The sequence below is a fragment of the Specibacter sp. BI4 genome (genome assembly GCF_056680095.1).
On the sequence record NZ_CM155265.1, the window covers coordinates 2,343,274 to 2,363,222 of the forward strand.

Below are 19,949 nucleotides of genomic sequence, written 5' to 3' on the forward strand. Positions count from 1 at the left end.
ATTGCCTACGCAGCAGCAACAGGCGATCGTGCAAGCGGCCCTCGACGAGTTCGCGGCCCACGGATTTCACGACGCCTCGCTCAACCGGGTCATCGATGCCGCCGGAATCTCCAAGGGGTCGATGTACTACTACTTCGACGGCAAAGAGGATCTCTACGCCTACGTCGCGCAGCTCGGCCTGGCCGGGCTGTTCGCCCAGGTCGGGCCACTGCCCGACCTGGGCGTAGGGGATGCCGACGCCTTCTGGGCGGATCTGGGCGACTACTACCTCCGGCTGATGCGAGCACTCGTCGCCTCCCCGCAGCTGGCCGCCCTGTTGCGCGGCTGGGCCGCCGCGGCGAAGAGCCCCGCCTCACAGAAGGCGCAGGAGGAACTGGAGCAGTCATCCCTCCCCTGGATTGCGGAGGTGCTCGCCACCGGTCAACGGGTGGGAGCGGTGCGCGACGACGTCCCACCTACCTTGCTGATCGCGGTCGCGATGGGCATGGGCGAGGCGATGGATGTCTGGCTCATGTCCCAGCAGGCCGACGATGACGCGCTTCCGGGGCTGATCGCGTCGCTGATGAGCATGATCAGGGGAGCAGTCAGTCCCCGACGGGATAACCATCCATGACTACACCGCGACGAGCCCGGAGTCGCTCTCGCGGTCCGGCTCGACAGGTCATAGAGGAATCCGCCCAGCATCTCGACCAACGCCACGATCACGGCCCTGGACGATGGCGAAGAAACGGATAGCGCTCTTCACCATCAAGGTTCAACGAACTGCCCGCGTGTGGATCCCTACTGAAAACCGACCCTGTCGCGCTCAGCGTTCCCTTTACGGGACGAGCTGGCAGTCTGGCTGAGCGGAAGAAGGGTGGGCTGGAATGGGCAGGCCGTCTTCGTCGCTGGGCCGTTGGTTCCAGCCATGACTGCGGAACTACATGAGCTGAAGGCTTGGTGCTGCCATGCCGGCCAGCTCGGGGTGCGACGGGCTAGTTTTCGCCCAATGAGATTGAGATCGTTGGAATCCGTGAGTAGGGCGATCGGAGGGCCGATATATGGCAGCGGAGGTTTCAAGCCACCAAGGTCTGAAGAAACCGCGGATTTCCACCGATTTTCTGCCCGCAAATTGAAAATCGTGACGTCGAGTGCAGCCGGATTAGGCCCTGAAAATGTCAAAAACATGAGCAACTTTCCGTTCAATAACGTGAGTAGAACGTGATTTGGCCCCTCGGCGCACCCGGTCGAAACAGTAAAACCGCAGGTCAGAGGCCCTTTTTGTGCCCCGGGCCGGACTCGAACCGGCGGCCAAGAGAATCTAGCCGCGTGGATTTTGATGGGTATGGTTACTTACCAAAATTCGCGTGTTTCCGGGGTCATGCATCGTTTCCGAAGACTGTGGCATGTCGAGCATTGGCGTAGTTCTTGGTTGAAAAGGGGGAGTAAAAGGGGAGCGGCTCCTTTTCGCTCCCGATGATCTTTTGGCCTCCGGCGGCTGATGCCATGAAAACAGGTTTGCCTGAAATCCACTACGGGCAGCGTGTGACGCCAGTTCTTCCCACCATTTTACGCCTCAGACATGGGCTAAAAGCGGTGCATGGTTCACTGAGATTGGCAACCCGTCAACGGTGTCTGGTCTTCATCGGGGCGCCGCTCAAAATTCCCCTAGGGCTGTGGCTTTGCAGAGAGGACTTCCCTAGCCCCGGAGCCGTTTGGAGCGCTAACGACGCCGCGCTTCTCGAGCGCCCTGAGAATGTGAGAGGCAACATCCTTGTTGGTGTCAAGAAAATCCATCACAAATTGTGTTGACGCGTTCTGTTGATTTATGACAGCGTTCTTGGCGTCGTCCATCATCTTGAACGTCAGAACGTGCGCTACCTCAGGAGAGGCCAACTGCACGGGTGGCAGGGGCGGCGGAACTACAACCTCTGGCACGGTCGAGGGCATCTTCGCAGCTAGTTTGGCCGCTTCATTATCGCGCTTCTTGTCTCGCCGCACCCTGCTGGGGAGCGGCTTCCTGGCCGCCATCGCAGCCTTCTCGGCCGCAGCTTTTTTCTCCTTGGCGAGGCGTTGATTCTCGACCGGATCCTCGAGTTGAGCAACAATCAGATCATTTTGAATGCTCAGGAGAGTATTCTGCCGTAAGACGGCTTTGGTCGCCAACCTTGCATTCCGCTCCGCTTTCTCCGCCTTGGACCTGTATTTGTAGGTCCCAAGCGTGAATGTCAGGCTCAGCGTTTTGCGAGTCAGTCCCATGTCGCCCCAATTCTCTCGTGTTCTCAAGATCTTACAGTTTGGCACTGACCAAGTATCGAGGCTAGTTATGTCAGCAGAAGATGAAGCACCAGACGGAAGTCGGCGCGCGCGTCAGAATGTTGTCCACGAAGTAGGTTTGTTCAAAGGCAAACTCGGCTTCAATCGAGCAATAGCGGTAGTCGAAAATGGAGTCGAGGTTTTCAGCAACCTCGATGGCGTCCAACAAATCCGCTACGATTCCGGCCAGGTACGCAGTACCCTCGGCGACATTTTGGGGGCCCTGCGAAGGGAGTTCGGCGACCGACGCTAGGTCCCGACCGCTTCCGCAAGCTTTCCCCATGGTGCCTGAACTCATCGCCACGTACTAACGAGAGTGGGTGGGCAAATCGGTTCGGCCATGCATGCCTTGCCCCAGCTGATTGGTCCTGTCGGGCTACTTAGTTGAGAGTTCCCGATCGTCGGGCACACCGGGATAGCCAAGAGTTCGAATCCGGTTGCCAAGCTCAACAAGATCGTTTGGAAGTTCCGTCATGGCAAGCGACGCCCCGTTCGATGGAACCGCTGTCTGTTCTGGCGTGTCAACGGCAACAATCAGTATGATGTCGCCCAGCGGTCGTTCCAAGATCGGTGCCGGGATATCCTCAAGGGTGCTCCGTTGTTGAGGCCGACGGCGTGGAGCCTGGCCCGCGGCATGTGGATGATGTGTTTAATCTGAGCCATTTTCAGGAAAACTGAAATTGGCCTTTGATGTGCCTAGGTGAGACGAACCGACCAGTACAGGATTTGCAAGGACCGTCACTGTAAACCGGTGACTGAATCAACTGCATGTTACGTACAGCGGCATGAGCTCTAATCTGGTCTTCACCGACCATGGACTGAGCGGGTCCAAGCCCGTCGGTCACCACACCGTAGGGTATTCCGCCGCCGGATTTGGAATCGCCTAACCATCTGTGGGTAAAACAGACGTAATTTCGGAGACTGGCTGGAGGTGGAGTCTGAGTAGTTGGAGACCGGAGTCCGCGTCATGGTTCGAGATGGCGTCTACGATAGCCCGGTGTTGTTTGTTGATTATCCCAACTCGTTCTGGTCGAGCAGTCAGGGCTCGAACGGCCACCCGCTGTTGGCGTGATCGCAACGTGTCGTACAGTTCAGTGAGGACTGTATTGTCGGCAGAGGCAACGATCGACCGGTGGAAGCGTCGGTCGAGCGATGACACTGTGAACCAATCCAGGGCGTCGCTGGCCGCTTCCATCTGTTCAATCAGGCTAAGCATCTCGATGGGAACACGAAGCTCCAGTGCGCACATAACGCCGAGCGCTTGACCCTCTATCAGAAGGCGGCTCTGGTAGACCTCCTCCAGTTCACGCGAAGTTACAGTCCGCACCTGAGCGCCCTTGCGTGGCAACAACGTGATGAATTTTTCCGCCTCCAATTGCTGGAATGCTTCGCGCACCGGAGTGCGGGACACCCCAGTCGCTTCGGAGACCCACTGCTCATCCAGAAAGCGTCCCGCTTCTATGCTGCCCCTGATGATTTCATCGCGCAGCCATTGGTAAACACGAATTCGAGCCGGGCCCGCGCGAACAGGAGTCGGTGCCCCAATATCAACCATCTTCATGTTCCTTCATTTCGTTGTCTCTAAGAGCTTCCACGTTGCATATACACCATGCATACGAAGCAGTCTCGACGAGGGTGGATGCTCCCGTACTGAAGTATCCGGTTGATCCCTGTGTCTACTATCGCCTCCCAAGCAAAATATTTCAAGTATCTCTTGTGTATACATGACGCATATGGTTGGCTATAGAGCATCTGGTGTGGGACAGCGCACACTTTCAGGACCTCTTAAGGAGCAATAATGTCTCTCGTTTCACCCAACCGCCAGTTCGCTGTTTGGCTTTCGGATCCAAATTTTGCTGCCGCGGAGATAGCTCGGGGAATCGGTTATGGGGCTGTAGTTCTGGACATAGAACACGGTTCCTTTGATCTCGCCGATCTTGAACGCTTTATTCCATTCTTGAAGTCACTGGACTTGGAGGTGATTGCTAAGGTTCTGGGCCCTGAGAGGGGGCCGATCCAGCAGGCACTTGATTTCGGTGCTGATGCCGTCGTTATTCCTCACATCGAAAATGTCGAACATGCACGGGCAGTGACAGCTTTTGCCAAGTTCCCTCCCTTGGGAGACCGCAGTTTCGCGGGCGGACGCACCACCTCCTACGGCGGGTTCACCAACGAATGGGTATCCCAGCAGGATGCACGGACTCGCTGTTACCCCATGATTGAAGACGCAGGAGCACTTGAGGATGTGGAGGCCATCCTTGCCCTGGATACCGTCGACGGCGTCTTTGTCGGCCCATCCGACCTCTCGCTGCGCCGCAATCGCGGGGCGTACGCCCGCACGGAGGGCGATTTCGCGGACCTGGAGCGGGTGGCGATGGCTGCGGCTGCCGCCGGTAAAGCTTGGGTTCTGCCTGCTTGGAGCTTGGAAGAAAAGGAGTTTGCCCTCCGAAATGGTGCAGACCAGCTCGCACTTACCATGCAACATGGCGCTCTCGTGGCCGGGTTCTCAGCTCCGTTTGAGCAGACCCGGAGACTTGCCGACTCTCTTACCACTGAGGTCAGTGCCTAAAAAGGCCCAAAGCCCCGTCCAAGCTCGGTCTGGTACCAATAAAACTAGAAGGAAGATTTCATGGTCAGCATAGCAGTAGCCCAGTTCGCCCCGGGCCTGGATAAACAGCAGAACGAAAAGTCGGTTACGGAACTAGTCAGGCAGGCGGCACAACTCGGCGCCCGTCTGGTCGTACTGCCTGAGTACGCCATGTTTACGGCGCCATCAATGGACAAAAGCTTCTTGGAAACAGCAGAACCGCTCTCAGGATCTTTCGTGACGGCCCTGGCGGGGCTTGCAGAGGAACTATCCATATTCATCGTTGCCGGGATCAACGAGGAGTTGGAAAGCAGCGAACAAATATCCAACACGCTTGTTGCGCTTGGACCCCACGGCGACATCGTCGCGGTTTACCGGAAATTGCATCTTTACGATGCTTTTGGTTACAAAGAATCCGATCTGGTGCGTCCCGGTGAAGTGGAAGCGCCCGAGACATTCGAAGTTGATGGTCTCAAGTTTGGGATGCAAACCTGCTACGACCTGCGATTCCCCGAGGTCACCCGCAGGATTGTTGACGAAGGAGCACAGGTCCTCCTTCTTCCGGCAGAGTGGGTTCCGGGGCCCCTAAAAGAAGACCACTGGACCACTCTGCTCCGAGCTCGGGCCATCGAAAACACCATCTACGTCGCTGCGGCGGACCAGTGCTCTCCCACAGGTGCCGGAAACAGCATGATTATCGACCCGATGGGTGTAGTCCTCGCATCTGTGGGGGAGCAGACGGCTGTCGCCGTGGCAGATCTCTCCAATGAACGTCTGCAAGCTGTACGACTGAAGAACCCCGCGCTGGAACTGCGGCGCTTCAAGGTCGCAGTCAACGACTGAATGTCACCATAGTGCTCGCACAATACTTGCGACGTAAGCTCTAACCCGTTTGAACCGGAGCCCATCCAGTTCGAAACCCTAAATACCAGGAGGCATACTTTGTTCGGAAAAAAGTCTATTCGGCCGGCAACAGCCAGCCACGCAGCGGGGCGCCTTTCGAAGGCAGCCAAGCTGACCGCATTCGCTGCAGCAAGTTTGCTCGCGCTCAGTGCCTGTTCAGGGGCGAGTACTGGAACCGGAGACAACGGAACGGGAACGGAAACGCTCCGATTTGGAATATCAAACGAACCAGCCAACCTGATCACAGGTGTTGACCAGGGCACTGTCGGCAACACCATGATGACCCTGATCCACCGCGGCCTCATGGCTTATGACAAGGAGGGCAAAGTTGTAGAAGGCCTCGCTGAGTCAGTGGAGATGACCGATCCCGTCACTTACACGTTCAAGCTACGGCCCGAATTGACCTTCCACGATGGATCCGCCCTGACAGCTAACAATGTGAAATCGTCGCTGGAGTACTATGCGACCAAGGCTAACGGTTCAACCCTATATGTCGGACTACAAGACATCGAGAGTGTAGAGGTCAAAGATGACAACACCGGTGTCATCCACCTCAAGGGCGCCAACTCCGCGTTCCTCGAGTACTTGGCCATTCCAACGGCGGCAATCGTTCCAGATGCCTCGTTGGCGAAAGACATACCGAACCAAATCGGTGCTGGCCCTTTCGTACTCGCAGAACACAACAGGGGTGTCAACCTCTTGATGAATAGGTTCGACAAGTACTACGACGTCGACAATGTTGAACTCGGCCAGATAGACATGTCTTTTTACAGCGATGGTTCTGCCCGAACCAACGCACTTCTTGGCGGAGACGTCGACATCATCGACTACGTTCCATGGCCTGACTACGACAGGGTCTCCGGCACAGCTGACATGACGCTCGATGCCCAATCCGGTCCGCTCCAGTTTATTCAGTTCAATGTCACCAAAGGGCCCTTCGCTGATGCCAAGGTCCGACAGGCTGTTGCCTTCGCATTGAACAGGGAGAACGCCGTCGAGGCTGCCTTTCAAGGGCATGGCGAGCCCCTTGCCGGAGTGAAAATCCCAGAGGACAATCCAGCCTACGACCCGAATAGCACCGAATTGTTCAGCTATGACGTTGCCAAGGCCAAGGACTTGCTGTCGGAGGCAGGGTACCCGGATGGCTTCGACGCCAAGATGCTGACGACCTCGCAGTACACGTTCCTGCAGGATACGGCACTCTCCGCCCAAGCAGACCTCGCAGCAATAGGGATCAATGTCACGCTAGATGCCCCTGATTGGTCGACAAGGGTTGCCAAAGGCAATTCGGGCGATTACGACCTTGCTGTAGCCGGCGGTGCAGGAATTGTTGCGGACCCAACCTACATCAAAGGCCTAGTTTCCGGGCCGAACAGCTTCCTGCGCAGTTTCGGCTACGACAACCCTGCGCTGAACTCCAAGCTCGATGAAGGCCTGAGGGCGACGGACGATACTGCAAAAAAAGCAGCTTACGGCGATGCATTGAAAATCATGCAGGAGGATGTACCTTACGCGCCGATCAACACGCGTGAACAGGCCTTCGCCTACAACTCCAACGTCAGCGGGTTCAAGAACCTCCCCGGCTTCCTGAGCTTCTACAGTGGCTACTCCTTCGCCGACATTTCCCTCTCCGAATAGGAACCAACGTGACATCTTTCATCCTGCGTCGAGTAGGTATGGGAGCCGTATTGGTTTTCCTAGTCCTGACGCTGATTTTTTCGGCCATCCGGTTAATACCCGGCGATCCGGTAGAGCTCTTGCTTTCCAGCGGAAATACAAGTGCGAGCCCTGAATCGGTAGAGCTTATGCGTGAACAGCTGGGGCTTAACGGTTCGCTGCCCATCCAATACTGGAACTTCTTGAAGGGAATCCTCACCGGCGACTTGGGTCAGTCCATCCGGACCGGCGACGCCGTCGCCGAATCAATTGCACAGCGACTCCCAAGGACGATTGAACTGGTCGTTTTTGCAACCCTCATCTCCATGGCGGTTGGCATTCCACTTGGCGCGTGGGCTGCCGCCCGAGGTGGCTTCGTTGATAGCACCAGCAGTGTTCTGACTAGTTTGGGGGTAGCGCTGCCTGTCTATGTCCTAGGCACGCTACTGATACTCGTCTTTTCCTTGAACCTTGGATGGCTGCCAGCGGGTGGTTTCACTACCTGGCAACAGAACCCGGGAAAGCATTTTCAACTGCTCATCCTGCCTGCAGTAGCTCTGTCACTCGGTTTTACAGCCATCATCGCCCGCATGACACGGTCCTCGGTGCTAGAAACTATGGACCAAGACTGGGTGAGAACAGCCACCGCATTTGGGCATTCACCGCTGAAGGTCTTTCGTCGCCATGTGCTTCGGAACTCGATGACTCCGGTGGCTACCGTCATCGGACTTGGATTCGGAACACTTCTAGGATCCACCGTTTTGGCGGAGAGGGTCTTCAACTATCCGGGTCTCAGCAGCCTCCTGGTCGAATCCGTCTCAGACCGTGACTATGCCGTGGTTCAAGGAATCGTGATTATCATCGCGTTGATGTTTATTTTCATCAATATTGTGGTCGACGTTGTTTATGGGCTTCTTGATCCGAGAGTGAGGAAGTGATGTCGAAGACACAGATAGCAGTGCCTAGACTGCGTACCGCCAAGCTTAGACAAGCCATGGGTCCTCTTCGGACTGCGGCTCTGATTTACGTGGTTGCAATCATCATCGTGATGATTCTGGCACCTGTCATAGCGCCAGCGGATCCACTCGCACAGGACATTGCGAACAAGAGGCTGCCTCTCTTTTCCGGAGGGCATCTTCTCGGAACGGATGAGCTTGGTAGGGATGTCCTGTCGCGTATTATGTTCGGGGCGAGGATAGAGCTATTCATCGCTCTGGGAGCGACCATCTTTGCGGCCACAGTCGGAACATTTATGGGGATCGTGGGTGGGTTCTTCGGAGGGCTAGCCGAGACGTTGACTATGCGCCTTGTTGTCGACGTCATTCTTGCCTTTCCTCCTATCATTCTCGCTCTGCTCGCCGTAACGATCTATGGGCCAGGGCCGATCACCTTGATCATAGTCATGGGTGTGCTTTTTGCCCCGACCTTCGCCCGCATCACCTACGGTCAAACGCTGTCGGTCAAACGGGAAGAGTATGTAGAGGCTGCCCGGGCTTTTGGCGCCAAGACGCCAGTAACACTGTTCAAGGTTGTGCTACCAAACGTCTCGGCGCCGATCATAGTGCAGTTCTCGTTGATCATGGCTCAAGCCATTCTCCTAGAGTCCGGCCTTAGCTACCTTGGTTTGGGCGTCGTCCCTCCCACGCCATCATGGGGTGCAATGGTCGCCGAAGGTCAGCGTTACATCACCAGCTACCCCATGGGGATTCTCGTGCCAAGCGCTGCTCTTGTTCTGACCATTCTTGCGTTTGGCCTGCTCGGAGACGGCCTCCGAGCATACCTCGATCCGAAATCAAGGAAATAACATGAGTACTCCGATACTGGAAATCAATGATCTGTCAGTAGAATTCCGGATACACAAGGGTTGGAGGGCAGTTACCTCAAAGGTATCGCTCGAGATCAACCACGGAGAAACCGTCGCGTTGGTCGGAGAATCAGGTTCGGGCAAATCTGTCACAGCCATGTCTGTGCTCAACCTCCTCCCCAAGAATGCGAGGCGTTTGGGGTCCATCAAGTTTCAGGACGAGGAACTTCTTTCGGCTCCGGAGGCAAGGCTCCGCTCGCTACGAGGCCAGGGCATTTCTATGATTTTCCAGGAACCCATGACCGCGCTCAACCCCGTCTACACCGTTGAGAGTCAGCTCTGCGAAACGATTCAAAGCCACAGGAAAATATCCCGACAAGAAGCTTCGCAAATCGCGCTGAAACTTCTCCACCAGGTTCACATGCCGAATCCGGACGAGAAGCTTAAACACTATCCACACCAATTGTCCGGCGGCCAGCGACAGCGGGTAATGATCGCAATGGCCATATCGTCGGAGCCGACGCTCCTCATAGCAGATGAACCGACAACCGCTCTAGACGTAACCGTGCAGGCTGAAATCCTAGATCTGATACTGGAGCTCCAGAAGAAGATGGGGATGGCGGTCCTTCTCATTACGCACGATATGGGGGTAGTGGCGGACGTCGCTGATCGCGTTTTCGTGATGTCCGGCGGCAGTGTCGTGGAGGACGCTAAAACAGAGCAGCTGTTTGCCGCGCCTCAAGCGCAATATACACGTGACCTGCTTGAAGCAGTCCCCTATTTGGGCCGGGGAACCACCAACAAGCACAATGACGAAATGCCTGGCGGCAAGATAGATCATGAGGGGTCATCCAGTACTACTCTGGAGTTCAAAAATGCCGTCATTGAATATCCTGGTACTCGGAGAAAACCGGGATTCCGTGCTGTCAACGATGTCTCTTTTGCTATACAAACTGGGGAGATACTCGGACTCGTTGGTGAGTCTGGATCGGGTAAATCAACGATCGGAAGGGCTGCCATTGGCCTCATTCCCTCAGTTGCTGGGTCAATTCTTATAAACGGAGCAGACATTGGTGTGGCAGATACCAGAAAGAAGAGAGAGATAAGAAGAAATGTAGCAATGGTTTTTCAAGACCCCGCTTCTTCGTTGAACCCGCGAGCAACGATCGGGCGAAGTGTAACGGATCCACTACGTTGGACGGGAACAAGATTAAACAACAGACAACTCGATACCAAGGCGAAGGAGCTTCTCGACAGCGTCAGGATTCCCGGCGACTGGGTCGGCAGATATCCACACGAGCTTTCCGGTGGCCAGAGGCAGCGTGTGGGCATCGCAAGAGCCATAGCCATCGATCCGGTTCTTATGGTCGCTGATGAGCCTACTTCCGCCCTGGATGTCTCGGTTCAGGCGTCGGTGCTGGAACTCCTGCTCGAGCTCCAGAAGAACATGGGCTTCTCCTGCCTGTTCATCAGCCATGACCTGTCCGTCGTTGAGCAACTCGCAAACCGGATGGCGGTGCTCAGCCAAGGAAGTGTCGTCGAAATCGGTCCAACCCAGAGCATCCTTCACCACGCGCAGCATTCCTACACGCAAAAGCTTCTAGCCGCCGCGCCTGTTCCTGACCCGGCAGTGCAGCGCCAGAAGCGTGCGGACCGCATGGCCCTTTCCGTCAAGGTATAGGAATATCTAGGACAACTGCCAGACTGCTGTCATGCCCGTCACGAATTGTTAGGGTTTGCCAGCAGTCTGGTCGACACGCCACCTGATGCTAGTAGTACTTTGTTAGGTCTTGTGCGGGAGTTTTTTAATTCTGTGCGGGATCTGTTATTTATTTGCCATGAAGGAAGATCAGGTCGCGGCGCTGCGGGACGAGCTTGAGGGCTTTGTCGCCGAGAATTTGGCTTCCCCGCCGCGGAAGGATCAGCGGGAGAAATTCAGCTCGGGTTGGTGCATGTGAACCAACCATGCAAAGACTTTGGCAATTTGTAGCGACTTAGACATCGTGATTGCGACCAAAAGCCTGCAACACCTCTGTATTGTCCGGCGCCTCATGCGTCTTCTGGACGTAGTGTTTGCGGGTGATCTTTTCATTGGAATGGCCAAGCTGTGCAGTTGCGGCTGCAATGCCCTGGGTGTTGGCGAGGATCGTTCCGACTGACTTTCGGAACGTGTGCGGCGTAACCAAGTCATAACCGAGGGCTTCTCGGACCTCTCGCCATTGCTTGCGAAAGCCGTTGGGATCACGAATGGTGCCCACACTGGAGGCGAAGACAAGGCCAAGGTCGTTGGTTCGCGCAGTGTCGGCTTGACGTTTGCGGAGCATTTCTACGGCAAAGGAAGGTACGAAGTACCTCTGCCGAGAGTTGGAACTCTTCGGATGGTCTTGAATTTTCAGGCCACTTGTTCCCTTGACTTTGATGACAGTTCCATTGATCGTCACTGTCGGCTTTTCGGACTCCAGGTCCACATCAGTCCAATGAATGGCAAGGGCCTCGCCGATGCGTGCCCCGGTGGCCAGCATGATGTCGACGACGTCGAGGATGTCCTTCTCATGCAGCCCATTGGGGCGCCCTGTTGGTTGCTGCCACTTGTACACGCCTTTGCGAAGGGCGATGACCTCCTCCAGCGTCAGGGCTCGGACTTCCTTGGTAACGATGGGGATCTTGGCGACTTCACGTAGAGGGTTGGCGCTGATGGCGCCGTGCCGTGTAGCGAGGCTGAGCATCCCGGACAGGATGGTCTTGCACATCTTGGCAGTCGTTGCGCCGCTATTGGTTCGGATGAATTTGAGGAACCTGTCGAGGGCATTGACGTTGGCTTCCCTGATCGTCAGCTCGCCGGTGCCTGGCAGGATGTGGGTGTCCAGGAGTTCCCGATACCGTTTGCTCGTGTTGGAGGCCCTGCCGAGGTCTTCAAACTCCGCCCACCAGATCCGTGAAAGTTCGCGCAGTTGCATCTCCGGTCCGATCTCATCCTCATTGACCGGGATCAAAAGTGTGAGTTTGTGGATCAGTGCTGCCTCTGCTTTTGGGCCAGAAGGTCCCCAGGCTTCGTATCGGCGGACCGCACCGTCGAAGGAGCGAAACTTAGCGCGAGCACGCCAAATTTTTGGTTTGAGTTGCTTGCGGGTGATCTGCCCCCAAGTTCCCAATGGCAAGCGTGCCCTAGGCAAAGTGATCTTCCGTCGTTGCTAGCCACTCATTTAGATCGCTCCGGCTGATGCGCAGGTGCCGGCCAATCCGGTGGGCACGTGGCCCGAGGTGCTTGACGCGCCACTGGTAGAAGGTCTGCTCGGGGATCTGCAGTTCCCGGCAGATGTCCCGTGGGGTCAGCCATTCCTCCGCGATTGCTGCGGTGGAAGGGGCATGGCTTGTTTGCTCGCTCATCGGATTCTCCTCTTCTACGTGGACGTTCACCTATCCATGTCGAAAGGAGACTGGAATTACATGACCGCCGACGCCATGTCGGAAGAACGACGGCGGCCACCTCACCAAATATCTTGGCGTGGCACGCAGAAGAGCTGCAGTTTGCTGGCGGGTTTGAACGTGGTGTTGCATTCGGAGCGGGTTTGCTTGGTCACACCTCTGCATAGCTAGCCGACCCGGTTACCTCATGACTTGCCGTCACACTGAATATTGGCTTCTGTGGGCTCCGCCTGTGGTGCGGGTAAGCGCCATCGCTCGGCAGTGCGGCCGGTGTGGTTGAACACCACCATTGGTGTGGTTGAGCACCACCTGCAAGGCTCCTTCCACCATGTGATGGCCACGTGGTGGAAGGAGTACTGGTAATGGTACGGAAGATCAAAGCGAAGCTGGTGTTGCAGCTACGTAATCAAAACCTGTCGCGTAGAGCGATTGAGTCCGCTCACAAGATATCCCGGCACAGCATTCAGGCTGTCCTGGATGCGGCGCAGCTGGCAGGACTTGGTTGGGATGACGTCGCCGAGCTGTCGGAGGCCGAGGTATACACGGCGTTGTTTCCCGGCCGCGGGGTCCGGGAAAGCGTGTTCGCGCAGCCAGACTGGGCTCGGGTACACACCGAGCTGGCGCGGGTTGGGGTGACGTTGAAGCTTTTGCATCAGGAGTATGTCGACGAGACTTCTCGCGCGGGGCAAGCGGTCATGAGCTACGACAGGTTCTGTCGGCTTTATGGTGAGCACGCGGCCGTGACTGGAGCATCGTCCCGGGTTGGTCACAAGGCTGCCCGCAGCATCGAGGTGGACTGGTCCGGACCCACGATGCAACTGCTGGATCCGAGCACCGGTGAGCTCTCGAAAGTGTATTTGTTCGTCGCTTGCCTGCCGTTCAGCCGGTACGCGTTCGTGGAAGCGAGCCTGGATATGCGCCAGGGGTCCTGGCTGCGTGCACATGCATCGATGTTCGCCTTCTTCGGTGGCAGCGTTCCACGCCTGGTTCCCGACAATCTGAAGACCGGGGTGATCTCCCACCCCCGTGAGGGCGAGGTCGTTCTCAACGACGCCTACCGAGAAATGGCGGCGCACTATTCGGCCGCGGTACTGCCGGGCAGAGTTCGGGCACCAAAAGATAAGGCGAGCGTCGAAAACACGGTTTCACATGTTGCGACCTGGGTTATCGCGGGGCTTAGGCACGAGCAGTTCACGTCGTTGGCGCAGTTGCGCACCCGGATCCGGGAGAAGATCGATGCCTATAATCGGCAGCCGTTCCAGAAACGCCCCGGGTCCCGGCTCAGTGTGTTCACCACCGAGGAGCTGCCGCTGATGCAACCGCTACCGGCAGCTCCGTTCGAGATCAGCACGTGGATCTATAAGCGCAAGGTGAACAACAACGCTCACGTGGTCTGGGCGAAGAACTTCTACTCCGTGCCCTTTGGCCATATCGGCGCCCATGTTGACCTTCGCGTGACGGACACGATGCTGGAGGTTTATCGCAGTGATGAGCGTCTGACAAGCCACCTGCTGCTGCCGGCAAGCACGGTCAATCAGTATCAGAGCAACGACGCGGACTTGCCTGAGGGGCGCAGTTGGCAGGCTTGGGACCGGGACCGGATCGATGACTGGGCAGCCCGGATGGGCCCGGCTACGGTGACGGTGATCGGCAAGATCTTCGAAGCGGCCTCGATCGAGGAGGCTGGCTTTGACCCGGCGTTGGCGGTGCTACGCCTCTCTCGCCGGTTCTCCCCGGCCCGGGTCGAAGCGGCCTGTGTGCTGGCGTTGCGCGGGCCAATCCGCTCTCCTCGTTACGCACACCTGCGGCCAATCCTTGACACCGGGCAAGATAAAACGGGGCACGTCCCCGATGAGTCTGAGGCTGAGGACGGCGGATACGTCCGCGGCAGCGCCTACTACGCTGGCGGCACCCGATGAGCCGGCTGGACGGGGAGACCAAACGCAAGCTGCGTGAAATGAACGCCGGTGAACTCTTGGCCGCGATTGACAGTCAGGACGAGACGCTCAGCATCGGCATACCGTTCGAAGAGCGGGTGCGGTTAGTCGTCGATGACGCCTATTCCACCTTTACTCACTCCAAGGTCGAGGGTCTGATCCGGCGGGCGGGGCTGCGTTACCCAAACGCTGACCTGCGCCGCATTGATCTGCTCCAGGAGCGCAGCCTCAACCGAGAACTCCTGACCCAGCTCGGCACATGTTCCTTCGTGGCCCGACAGCAGAACGTTGTCTTCCAAGGATTCACCGGCTCGGGGAAATCGTATCTGGGATGCGCTCTGGCCAAACGCGCCTGCGAACACCGCATCAGAGCCCACTACGTCCGCATGCCCGACCTGGAGGAGGCCTGGGTCGCCGCGCAAGACAGCCCCGGCGGGTCCGGGAAGTTCCTGCGCAAGTACGCCGCGTTCACGTTGCTCGTCGTTGATGAGTGGTTGCTGGATCGGCCGACGGAATCGATGCGCGGCATGTTGCTGGAGCTGATGGAGCGCCGCTACGGCGAAACGTCAACCGTGTTCTGCACCCAGTATTCGCAGAAAGACTGGCACCAGCGCCTCGGCTCCGGTGTTCACGCGGACGCCATCATGGACAGGATCATCCACAACACGATCTGGGTCGAGACCGGCACCTACAACATGAGGGAGCACACCGCACAGGCCGACTCGTAATCCATGACGGAGGGCGTCAGTGGTTCCCAGCCACACCACCACTGGCGCTCTCTCACACGAACTGTGGTGCTGAACCGCACGATCAGGTGGTGCTCAAAGCCTCAAATACTCAGTCACACTGGCCGTGACGGCCACCTGCTTGGGTGCCAGAAGTGTGACGCTGGGGGATGTGACGCTGGTGATGTCGGTTCGTTGGCGGTCATCGGCAACGCATCCAGCGACGTTAGCCTATGTCGGTCTGATAACTGGTCTGCGAGCTTCTGAACGCAAGACAGCTGCTTCGGCTACCTGGAGTGTAAGAATACTGATGTCTGCCACTACGGGATTCGCGTTCTGAGAGGGTGCCGCAAAAAACACAGGGCCAAGCCACAGTGCAGGCACGGAGCCTGAACTACCTTCCAGGAGTCAAACAGGTGCGCGACGCCTTCATCCAAGCAACCTAAGTAAGGTTTGGGTGGCTTGTCGGACAAGCCGCAACGGAATCTACTATCGCATGCCGCTCGGGGTGGGCCTGTTTCCGCGAACCACCGCGACAACAAGGCTCTGACTTGGAGCACTGGATTGAGTCCAGCGATGAGTAACCCAAACGGAGTCAGAAATATGTGGCGTACCTGACTCGTGACTTGATAGATCCAACACTAGATGTTGCCCGAGCTGAACATTTGCTGCCTGATACTCAAACGCTTGTGCTGTATACCTCTCTTCCAGCCGCTCTCGAGTTGCGTTGTCGAGCTCGCGCCATTGAGTGGGCCATCAAAAGGTAGTACCCTTTCACGCCAAGGGTCGAAAGAGTGTCGTGCAGCCCGGTTGAGATGTTCTCGACAGTTCGCTCGGTGGCGCCCCTGTCACTGTAGCCATATCCGAACCGCTCGATGACAACAACGGTGTACTCGTCCTTGAGCTCCTTGATCAAGGGAGTGAAGTCCGGTGCCGGTGAGGCGGTCCCGTAGCCGCTGAGCACAACCACGGTCTGTCCACCTGTTCCGGCCACAGAGACGTTGACCTGGCCGCCGTCGATACTGACACGCTGACCATACGGCTTGACGGTTCCCTGCGCGTAAGCACCCAACACCAGATTAGTGATGGTCGAGGTCACGGCAAGAACGACGGGGCCATCCCGACGATCGTCAGTATCGTCAGCAGTTTCCTCACGCGCTCCGTCGAACATCGTATGGATTGGGCATGTCCCACCTACCCCGCCTTTCCGGACAGGACGGACCGCAACGGGACCTTCTTCGTGTACGAGATCGACCCGTACTGGAAAATGCTGACGGCCAGGCGGAGCATTGAGGCTGCCGAGAAGAAAAGGATGGCGATGACGATGATCGACTCAACACTCCCCAGCGTGCCAAGTCCGTTGCGGACGAGCGCGGTGGTTGGTGCGGTGAACGGGAAATAGGTGAAGATCTGCACGATGATGGTGTGCGGGTCCGAGACGACCAAGCCGATCACGTAAAACGGCACAAAGATCAGTGCCATCATGACACCAATGAAACTACCGGCCTCTTTGGCGGTCGGCATGGCTGCCCCCACAGCGACAAGCGTGGTGGTGTACAGGGAGAAGCCGCCGAGCATGATCAAGAACCCCACGGTCATGCGCACCGGGTCAAAGACCAGCTGTGTGAGATCCAAGGACGGCAGGTTCAACTGGTCACGGAAGAACACGTAACCGATGACGACAGGCAGGGCGAAGACAAGGGCTTGCAGCAGTCCGATCATGAACAAGGTGATGACCTTGCCGGTAATCAGGGTTGATGGTTTCAGTGTTGTGAGGATCATTTCCGTAACGCGGTTTTCCTTCTCCTCCAGCGTCGAATTAACCATCTGTCCTGCCAGCAACATGATCAACCCGTAGAAGACCAAGATGAAGAGCAGAGGTGGAACCACAGAATTGAGGCCCCCGGCCTCGGTGGATCCTTGATAGGTCGTGACGTTGATTGTCGCGGGATGTTGGGCGATGCTGGCCAGTTGTGGTGAGCCGATCTTTTCCTGTACGGACTGGCTGAGCATCTCCTGCGCGACAGCAGCGTATTTTCCGTTCTCGAAGATCCCCTGATCAACTGCATAGACGTGGATGGGTTCCATGGCCGGATCCGCGGGGAAAGCAAAGTAGGCATCCGTTGTACCCGCCTTGACGGCGTCAATGCCCTGGTCGGAACTGCTGGCTTGAATGGCGCCGAACATGGTTGCGCTCTGGTCCGTGACAAGGCCTGAAGCGTCGGTGTAGGTGACGCTGAACTGGGCGCTCTTCTGGGCGTCGCTGGTGCTGCTGGTGGTGGTGTTGCTGATGACGGTAAGCACGAGAATGACGGCAATGGCCGCCGGGAAAGCCAGGGTTCCAAGCCAGAACTGTTTCCTGCTGATGGTCCGGAAGAACTCGAAGGAGACCACGGTGCCCAGATTGTGCTGTGTCATGGTCACACTCCCGCCATTTCGCGTTGATATGCCACGTTCTGGTCCCCGTAGATCTTTATGAAGATATCGTCCAGGGAAACCTTGGTGACGGTGAAGCCGCGAACACGCACTCCGGCGTCGAGCAGCCCACGCAAAATGAGGGATTCATCTTCCTCGTCGATCAGGGCCAGTTCCGCATAGTTCTTTTGTTCCAGCGCCACCGAATAGTGTGGTGACTCTGGGATCTGACCCGAGTATTTGAGCCGCACCATCCTTCCGCCGTATCGATTCTGCACCTCATCAATGGTTCCGTAGGCTTCGGCGGTGCCGTTCTTCAGCAGAAGAACACGGTCGCACAGTCGTTCAACCTCTTCCATCTGGTGGGTGATCATGACGACGGTGGCCCCCGCCTTCTTCTGGTCGGCAATAATGTCCATGAGCAGGCGCCGGTTGACCGGGTCAAAACCCTTGGTGGGTTCGTCCAGAATCAGCAGTTCCGGATCGTTCATGATCGTCACCCCCAGCTGAATCTTTTGCTGCTGCCCGCCGGAGAGCTTGTCTAGCCGGAGCTTGGCCTTGTCCGCCAGGGCCACACGTTCCAGATAGTCAAGGGACCAGGACTTGGCTGTGCGGCGGTCCATCCCCTTGAGTCGGCCAAAGTATGTCATGATCTCGATGACCGGCTCCTTCTTGTACAAGCCGCGCTCTTCCGGCAAGTAGCCCAAACGGCTGCCATCTTCCGGGCTGAACGGTTTTCCGTTGATGTGCAGTGTCCCCGAGGTGGGCCGGTAAATGCCAAGTAGCGCCCGCACTGTCGTCGTCTTGCCAGAACCGTTGCTGCCCAGAAAACCGAACGTTTCGCCCTGCCTGACGTCGAAGGATAAATCGCGGATAACCGTGGTGTCCTCGAAATCCATTCTGAATCCGTCAATGTGTACTAGTGCTTCGTTCATGGTGTACCCCGTTTTGTCCTAGTGGTGGGTGTTGCAGTGACATCCGTTTGGGCCGAGGCGGTCGAAGCGGGGATGGTGACGATCGCCGCTCCGGCCTTGGTGAGGCTATGGTGCAGGAACAGGATGTAGGGGATCATCACGACCGCGATGATCCCTGCCGTCACGGAATCCCACAGCACCGAGTGTGCGGTGATCGTGCCGCTGATGTTAAACAAGATGTGGAAGGCAACTCCAGGCATGATGCTTCCGGTGAGCGCCACGCAGTATGCCAGCGCGATGCCAACGAGCACGGCCACCACCAATTGCAGAGCCTGGTCTGTGAGCGAGTACCCGCGTAAGAGGTTGACGATGTGGCCGAGGCCGAAGGTGACTCCCGAAATGAGGATTGCACGATTCAGGTTGCCGCGCGTCCTCAGCGCCTGGAGCAGGAAGCCGCGGAACAGGAGCTCCTCGATGAATCCGACGGCTACCATCAGGAGAATCGCGTACAGGATGATTTGCAGGTCAAGGTCGCGCGCGAATCCCTTGGCATACTCCAGAAAGGCGATCGCGAAGAGTGGAACGTAGAAGAGCGTGAGTGGCGGTGTTCCTGGCTGCACCAACCGAACTCCGTAGGCTGAGAGCCGGCCACCACCCCGCAGATAGACGATGAGAACGGCGGATACGGCAACGAGCACCAGGCTCGTGAGTTCCGGGAAGTCCAGCATCGCCCCGACGTTGTCCCCGAGGTTGACAGCGAGGATATAGATCCCAATCCAGATCAGTGCGTGCCAGATGGGTCTGGTGTCCTGAAGCGTGCGCATGTGACTCCTTCGATGGGTGAACCGCATATGCGGTTCAGGAATGCCGTTGACTGAAGCTCAGCGCTTCCGAAAAAGCACCGGGTGCATGGAGGCAGACAACACGCCTGCGATCACACCGGCGGTGGTGCCTACTGCCCAAGAATTAGTCGTCCAGTAAGTGAGCACGATGACTGCTGCGGTTCCGCCCACAACAGCAGCAATGAACGAGACGATCTGAGCTGGGCTGTTTCGCCGCCGGCTGTCATTGGTCAAAATATCCTCCGAGTGCTGGGCAGCCCGCAGTGGTGCGGCATGGATCCTTCCTCTTAGTACATGTCAGCTGCGCTGTGCCAGCTAGGGCACAAGGTCCCTGATGGGTGCTGGCAATGAGGGGTCGAAGGGCTCTATCCCTACCGGCTGCCCGATGTCACGATCAAGGAAGCGCTCATGGATTGCGGGGCCACATAAACCTGCGTGTTGTTCG

General features: G+C 57.2%; 18 protein-coding genes. 10 read left to right on the forward strand and 8 right to left on the reverse strand.

Features of this window, described 5'->3' with window-relative positions; genetic code table 11:
* Nucleotide 1: 1 nt before the first annotated feature.
* Nucleotides 2-613, forward strand: coding sequence for a TetR/AcrR family transcriptional regulator (locus AC1L6K_RS10775; RefSeq protein WP_480948887.1), 612 nt, complete (start codon nucleotides 2-4; stop codon nucleotides 611-613).
* Nucleotides 614-1,647: 1,034 nt separating this feature from the next.
* Here AC1L6K_RS10775 and AC1L6K_RS10780 read toward each other — a convergent pair.
* A complete protein-coding gene (locus AC1L6K_RS10780) occupies nucleotides 1,648-2,238 on the reverse strand; it encodes a DNA translocase FtsK (RefSeq protein ID WP_480948888.1) in 591 nt (196 codons plus the stop codon).
* A gap of 67 nt (nucleotides 2,239-2,305) precedes the next feature.
* Here AC1L6K_RS10780 and AC1L6K_RS10785 point away from each other — a divergent pair, with 67 nt between their 5' ends.
* A complete protein-coding gene (locus tag AC1L6K_RS10785; RefSeq protein ID WP_480948889.1) occupies nucleotides 2,306-2,548 on the forward strand; it encodes a TIR domain-containing protein in 243 nt (80 codons plus the stop codon).
* 630 nt (nucleotides 2,549-3,178) lie between these two features.
* Here the strand turns inward: AC1L6K_RS10785 and AC1L6K_RS10790 are convergent.
* On the reverse strand, nucleotides 3,179-3,856 hold the full coding sequence (locus AC1L6K_RS10790) for a GntR family transcriptional regulator (RefSeq protein WP_480948890.1): 678 nt from the start codon (nucleotides 3,854-3,856) through the stop codon (nucleotides 3,179-3,181).
* Nucleotides 3,857-4,093: 237 nt separating this feature from the next.
* Between AC1L6K_RS10790 and AC1L6K_RS10795 the strand changes: the two genes are divergently transcribed.
* The 6 genes from AC1L6K_RS10795 to AC1L6K_RS10820 all read left to right on the forward strand — a co-directional run bounded on the left by AC1L6K_RS10795 (nucleotide 4,094) and on the right by AC1L6K_RS10820 (nucleotide 10,926).
* On the forward strand, nucleotides 4,094-4,864 hold the full coding sequence (locus AC1L6K_RS10795) for an HpcH/HpaI aldolase family protein (RefSeq protein WP_480948891.1): 771 nt from the start codon (nucleotides 4,094-4,096) through the stop codon (nucleotides 4,862-4,864).
* Nucleotides 4,865-4,924: 60 nt separating this feature from the next.
* Complete coding sequence (locus AC1L6K_RS10800) at nucleotides 4,925-5,725, forward strand: carbon-nitrogen hydrolase family protein (RefSeq protein WP_480948892.1); 801 nt, start codon at nucleotides 4,925-4,927, stop codon at nucleotides 5,723-5,725.
* Nucleotides 5,726-5,824: 99 nt separating this feature from the next.
* Entirely contained in the window at nucleotides 5,825-7,423 is a 1,599-nt protein-coding gene (locus AC1L6K_RS10805) for an ABC transporter substrate-binding protein (RefSeq protein ID WP_480948893.1), read from the forward strand.
* Between the two features lie 8 nt (nucleotides 7,424-7,431).
* On the forward strand, nucleotides 7,432-8,379 hold the full coding sequence (locus AC1L6K_RS10810; RefSeq protein WP_480948894.1) for an ABC transporter permease: 948 nt from the start codon (nucleotides 7,432-7,434) through the stop codon (nucleotides 8,377-8,379).
* Nucleotides 8,379-9,245, forward strand: a complete 867-nt coding sequence (locus tag AC1L6K_RS10815) for an ABC transporter permease (protein WP_480948895.1) — start codon at nucleotides 8,379-8,381, stop codon at nucleotides 9,243-9,245. Before AC1L6K_RS10810 ends, AC1L6K_RS10815 begins: the two co-directional genes overlap by 1 nt.
* Nucleotide 9,246: 1 nt before the next feature.
* Nucleotides 9,247-10,926, forward strand: a complete 1,680-nt coding sequence (locus tag AC1L6K_RS10820) for an ABC transporter ATP-binding protein (protein ID WP_480948896.1) — start codon at nucleotides 9,247-9,249, stop codon at nucleotides 10,924-10,926.
* Nucleotides 10,927-11,239: 313 nt separating this feature from the next.
* Here AC1L6K_RS10820 and AC1L6K_RS10825 read toward each other — a convergent pair whose 3' ends face one another.
* A complete protein-coding gene (locus AC1L6K_RS10825; protein ID WP_480948897.1) occupies nucleotides 11,240-12,403 on the reverse strand; it encodes a tyrosine-type recombinase/integrase in 1,164 nt (387 codons plus the stop codon).
* Nucleotides 12,404-12,410: 7 nt separating this feature from the next.
* Nucleotides 12,411-12,632 (reverse strand): helix-turn-helix domain-containing protein, encoded by a 222-nt coding sequence (locus AC1L6K_RS10830; RefSeq protein WP_480948898.1) that lies wholly within the window; start codon nucleotides 12,630-12,632, stop codon nucleotides 12,411-12,413.
* Between the two features lie 401 nt (nucleotides 12,633-13,033).
* Here AC1L6K_RS10830 and istA point away from each other — a divergent pair, with 401 nt between their 5' ends.
* Nucleotides 13,034-14,590, forward strand: coding sequence for an IS21 family transposase (istA, locus tag AC1L6K_RS10835; protein ID WP_480948876.1), 1,557 nt, complete (start codon nucleotides 13,034-13,036; stop codon nucleotides 14,588-14,590).
* Nucleotides 14,587-15,336: an ATP-binding protein gene (locus AC1L6K_RS10840; protein ID WP_480948877.1), complete on the forward strand. Its 750-nt coding sequence runs from the start codon at nucleotides 14,587-14,589 to the stop codon at nucleotides 15,334-15,336. Before istA ends, AC1L6K_RS10840 begins: the two co-directional genes overlap by 4 nt.
* Nucleotides 15,337-16,012: 676 nt before the next feature.
* Here AC1L6K_RS10840 and AC1L6K_RS10845 read toward each other — a convergent pair.
* The 4 genes from AC1L6K_RS10845 to AC1L6K_RS10860 form a co-directional block, all read right to left on the reverse strand.
* On the reverse strand, nucleotides 16,013-16,408 hold the full coding sequence (locus AC1L6K_RS10845; RefSeq protein ID WP_480948899.1) for an alpha/beta fold hydrolase: 396 nt from the start codon (nucleotides 16,406-16,408) through the stop codon (nucleotides 16,013-16,015).
* Between the two features lie 119 nt (nucleotides 16,409-16,527).
* Nucleotides 16,528-17,751 (reverse strand): ABC transporter permease, encoded by a 1,224-nt coding sequence (locus tag AC1L6K_RS10850; RefSeq protein WP_480948900.1) that lies wholly within the window; start codon nucleotides 17,749-17,751, stop codon nucleotides 16,528-16,530.
* Nucleotides 17,752-17,753: 2 nt separating this feature from the next.
* Nucleotides 17,754-18,683: an ABC transporter ATP-binding protein gene (locus tag AC1L6K_RS10855; RefSeq protein ID WP_480948901.1), complete on the reverse strand. Its 930-nt coding sequence runs from the start codon at nucleotides 18,681-18,683 to the stop codon at nucleotides 17,754-17,756.
* Nucleotides 18,680-19,486, reverse strand: coding sequence for a CPBP family intramembrane glutamic endopeptidase (locus AC1L6K_RS10860; protein ID WP_480948902.1), 807 nt, complete (start codon nucleotides 19,484-19,486; stop codon nucleotides 18,680-18,682). Before AC1L6K_RS10860 ends, AC1L6K_RS10855 begins: the two co-directional genes overlap by 4 nt.
* Nucleotides 19,487-19,949: the final 463 nt, after the last annotated feature.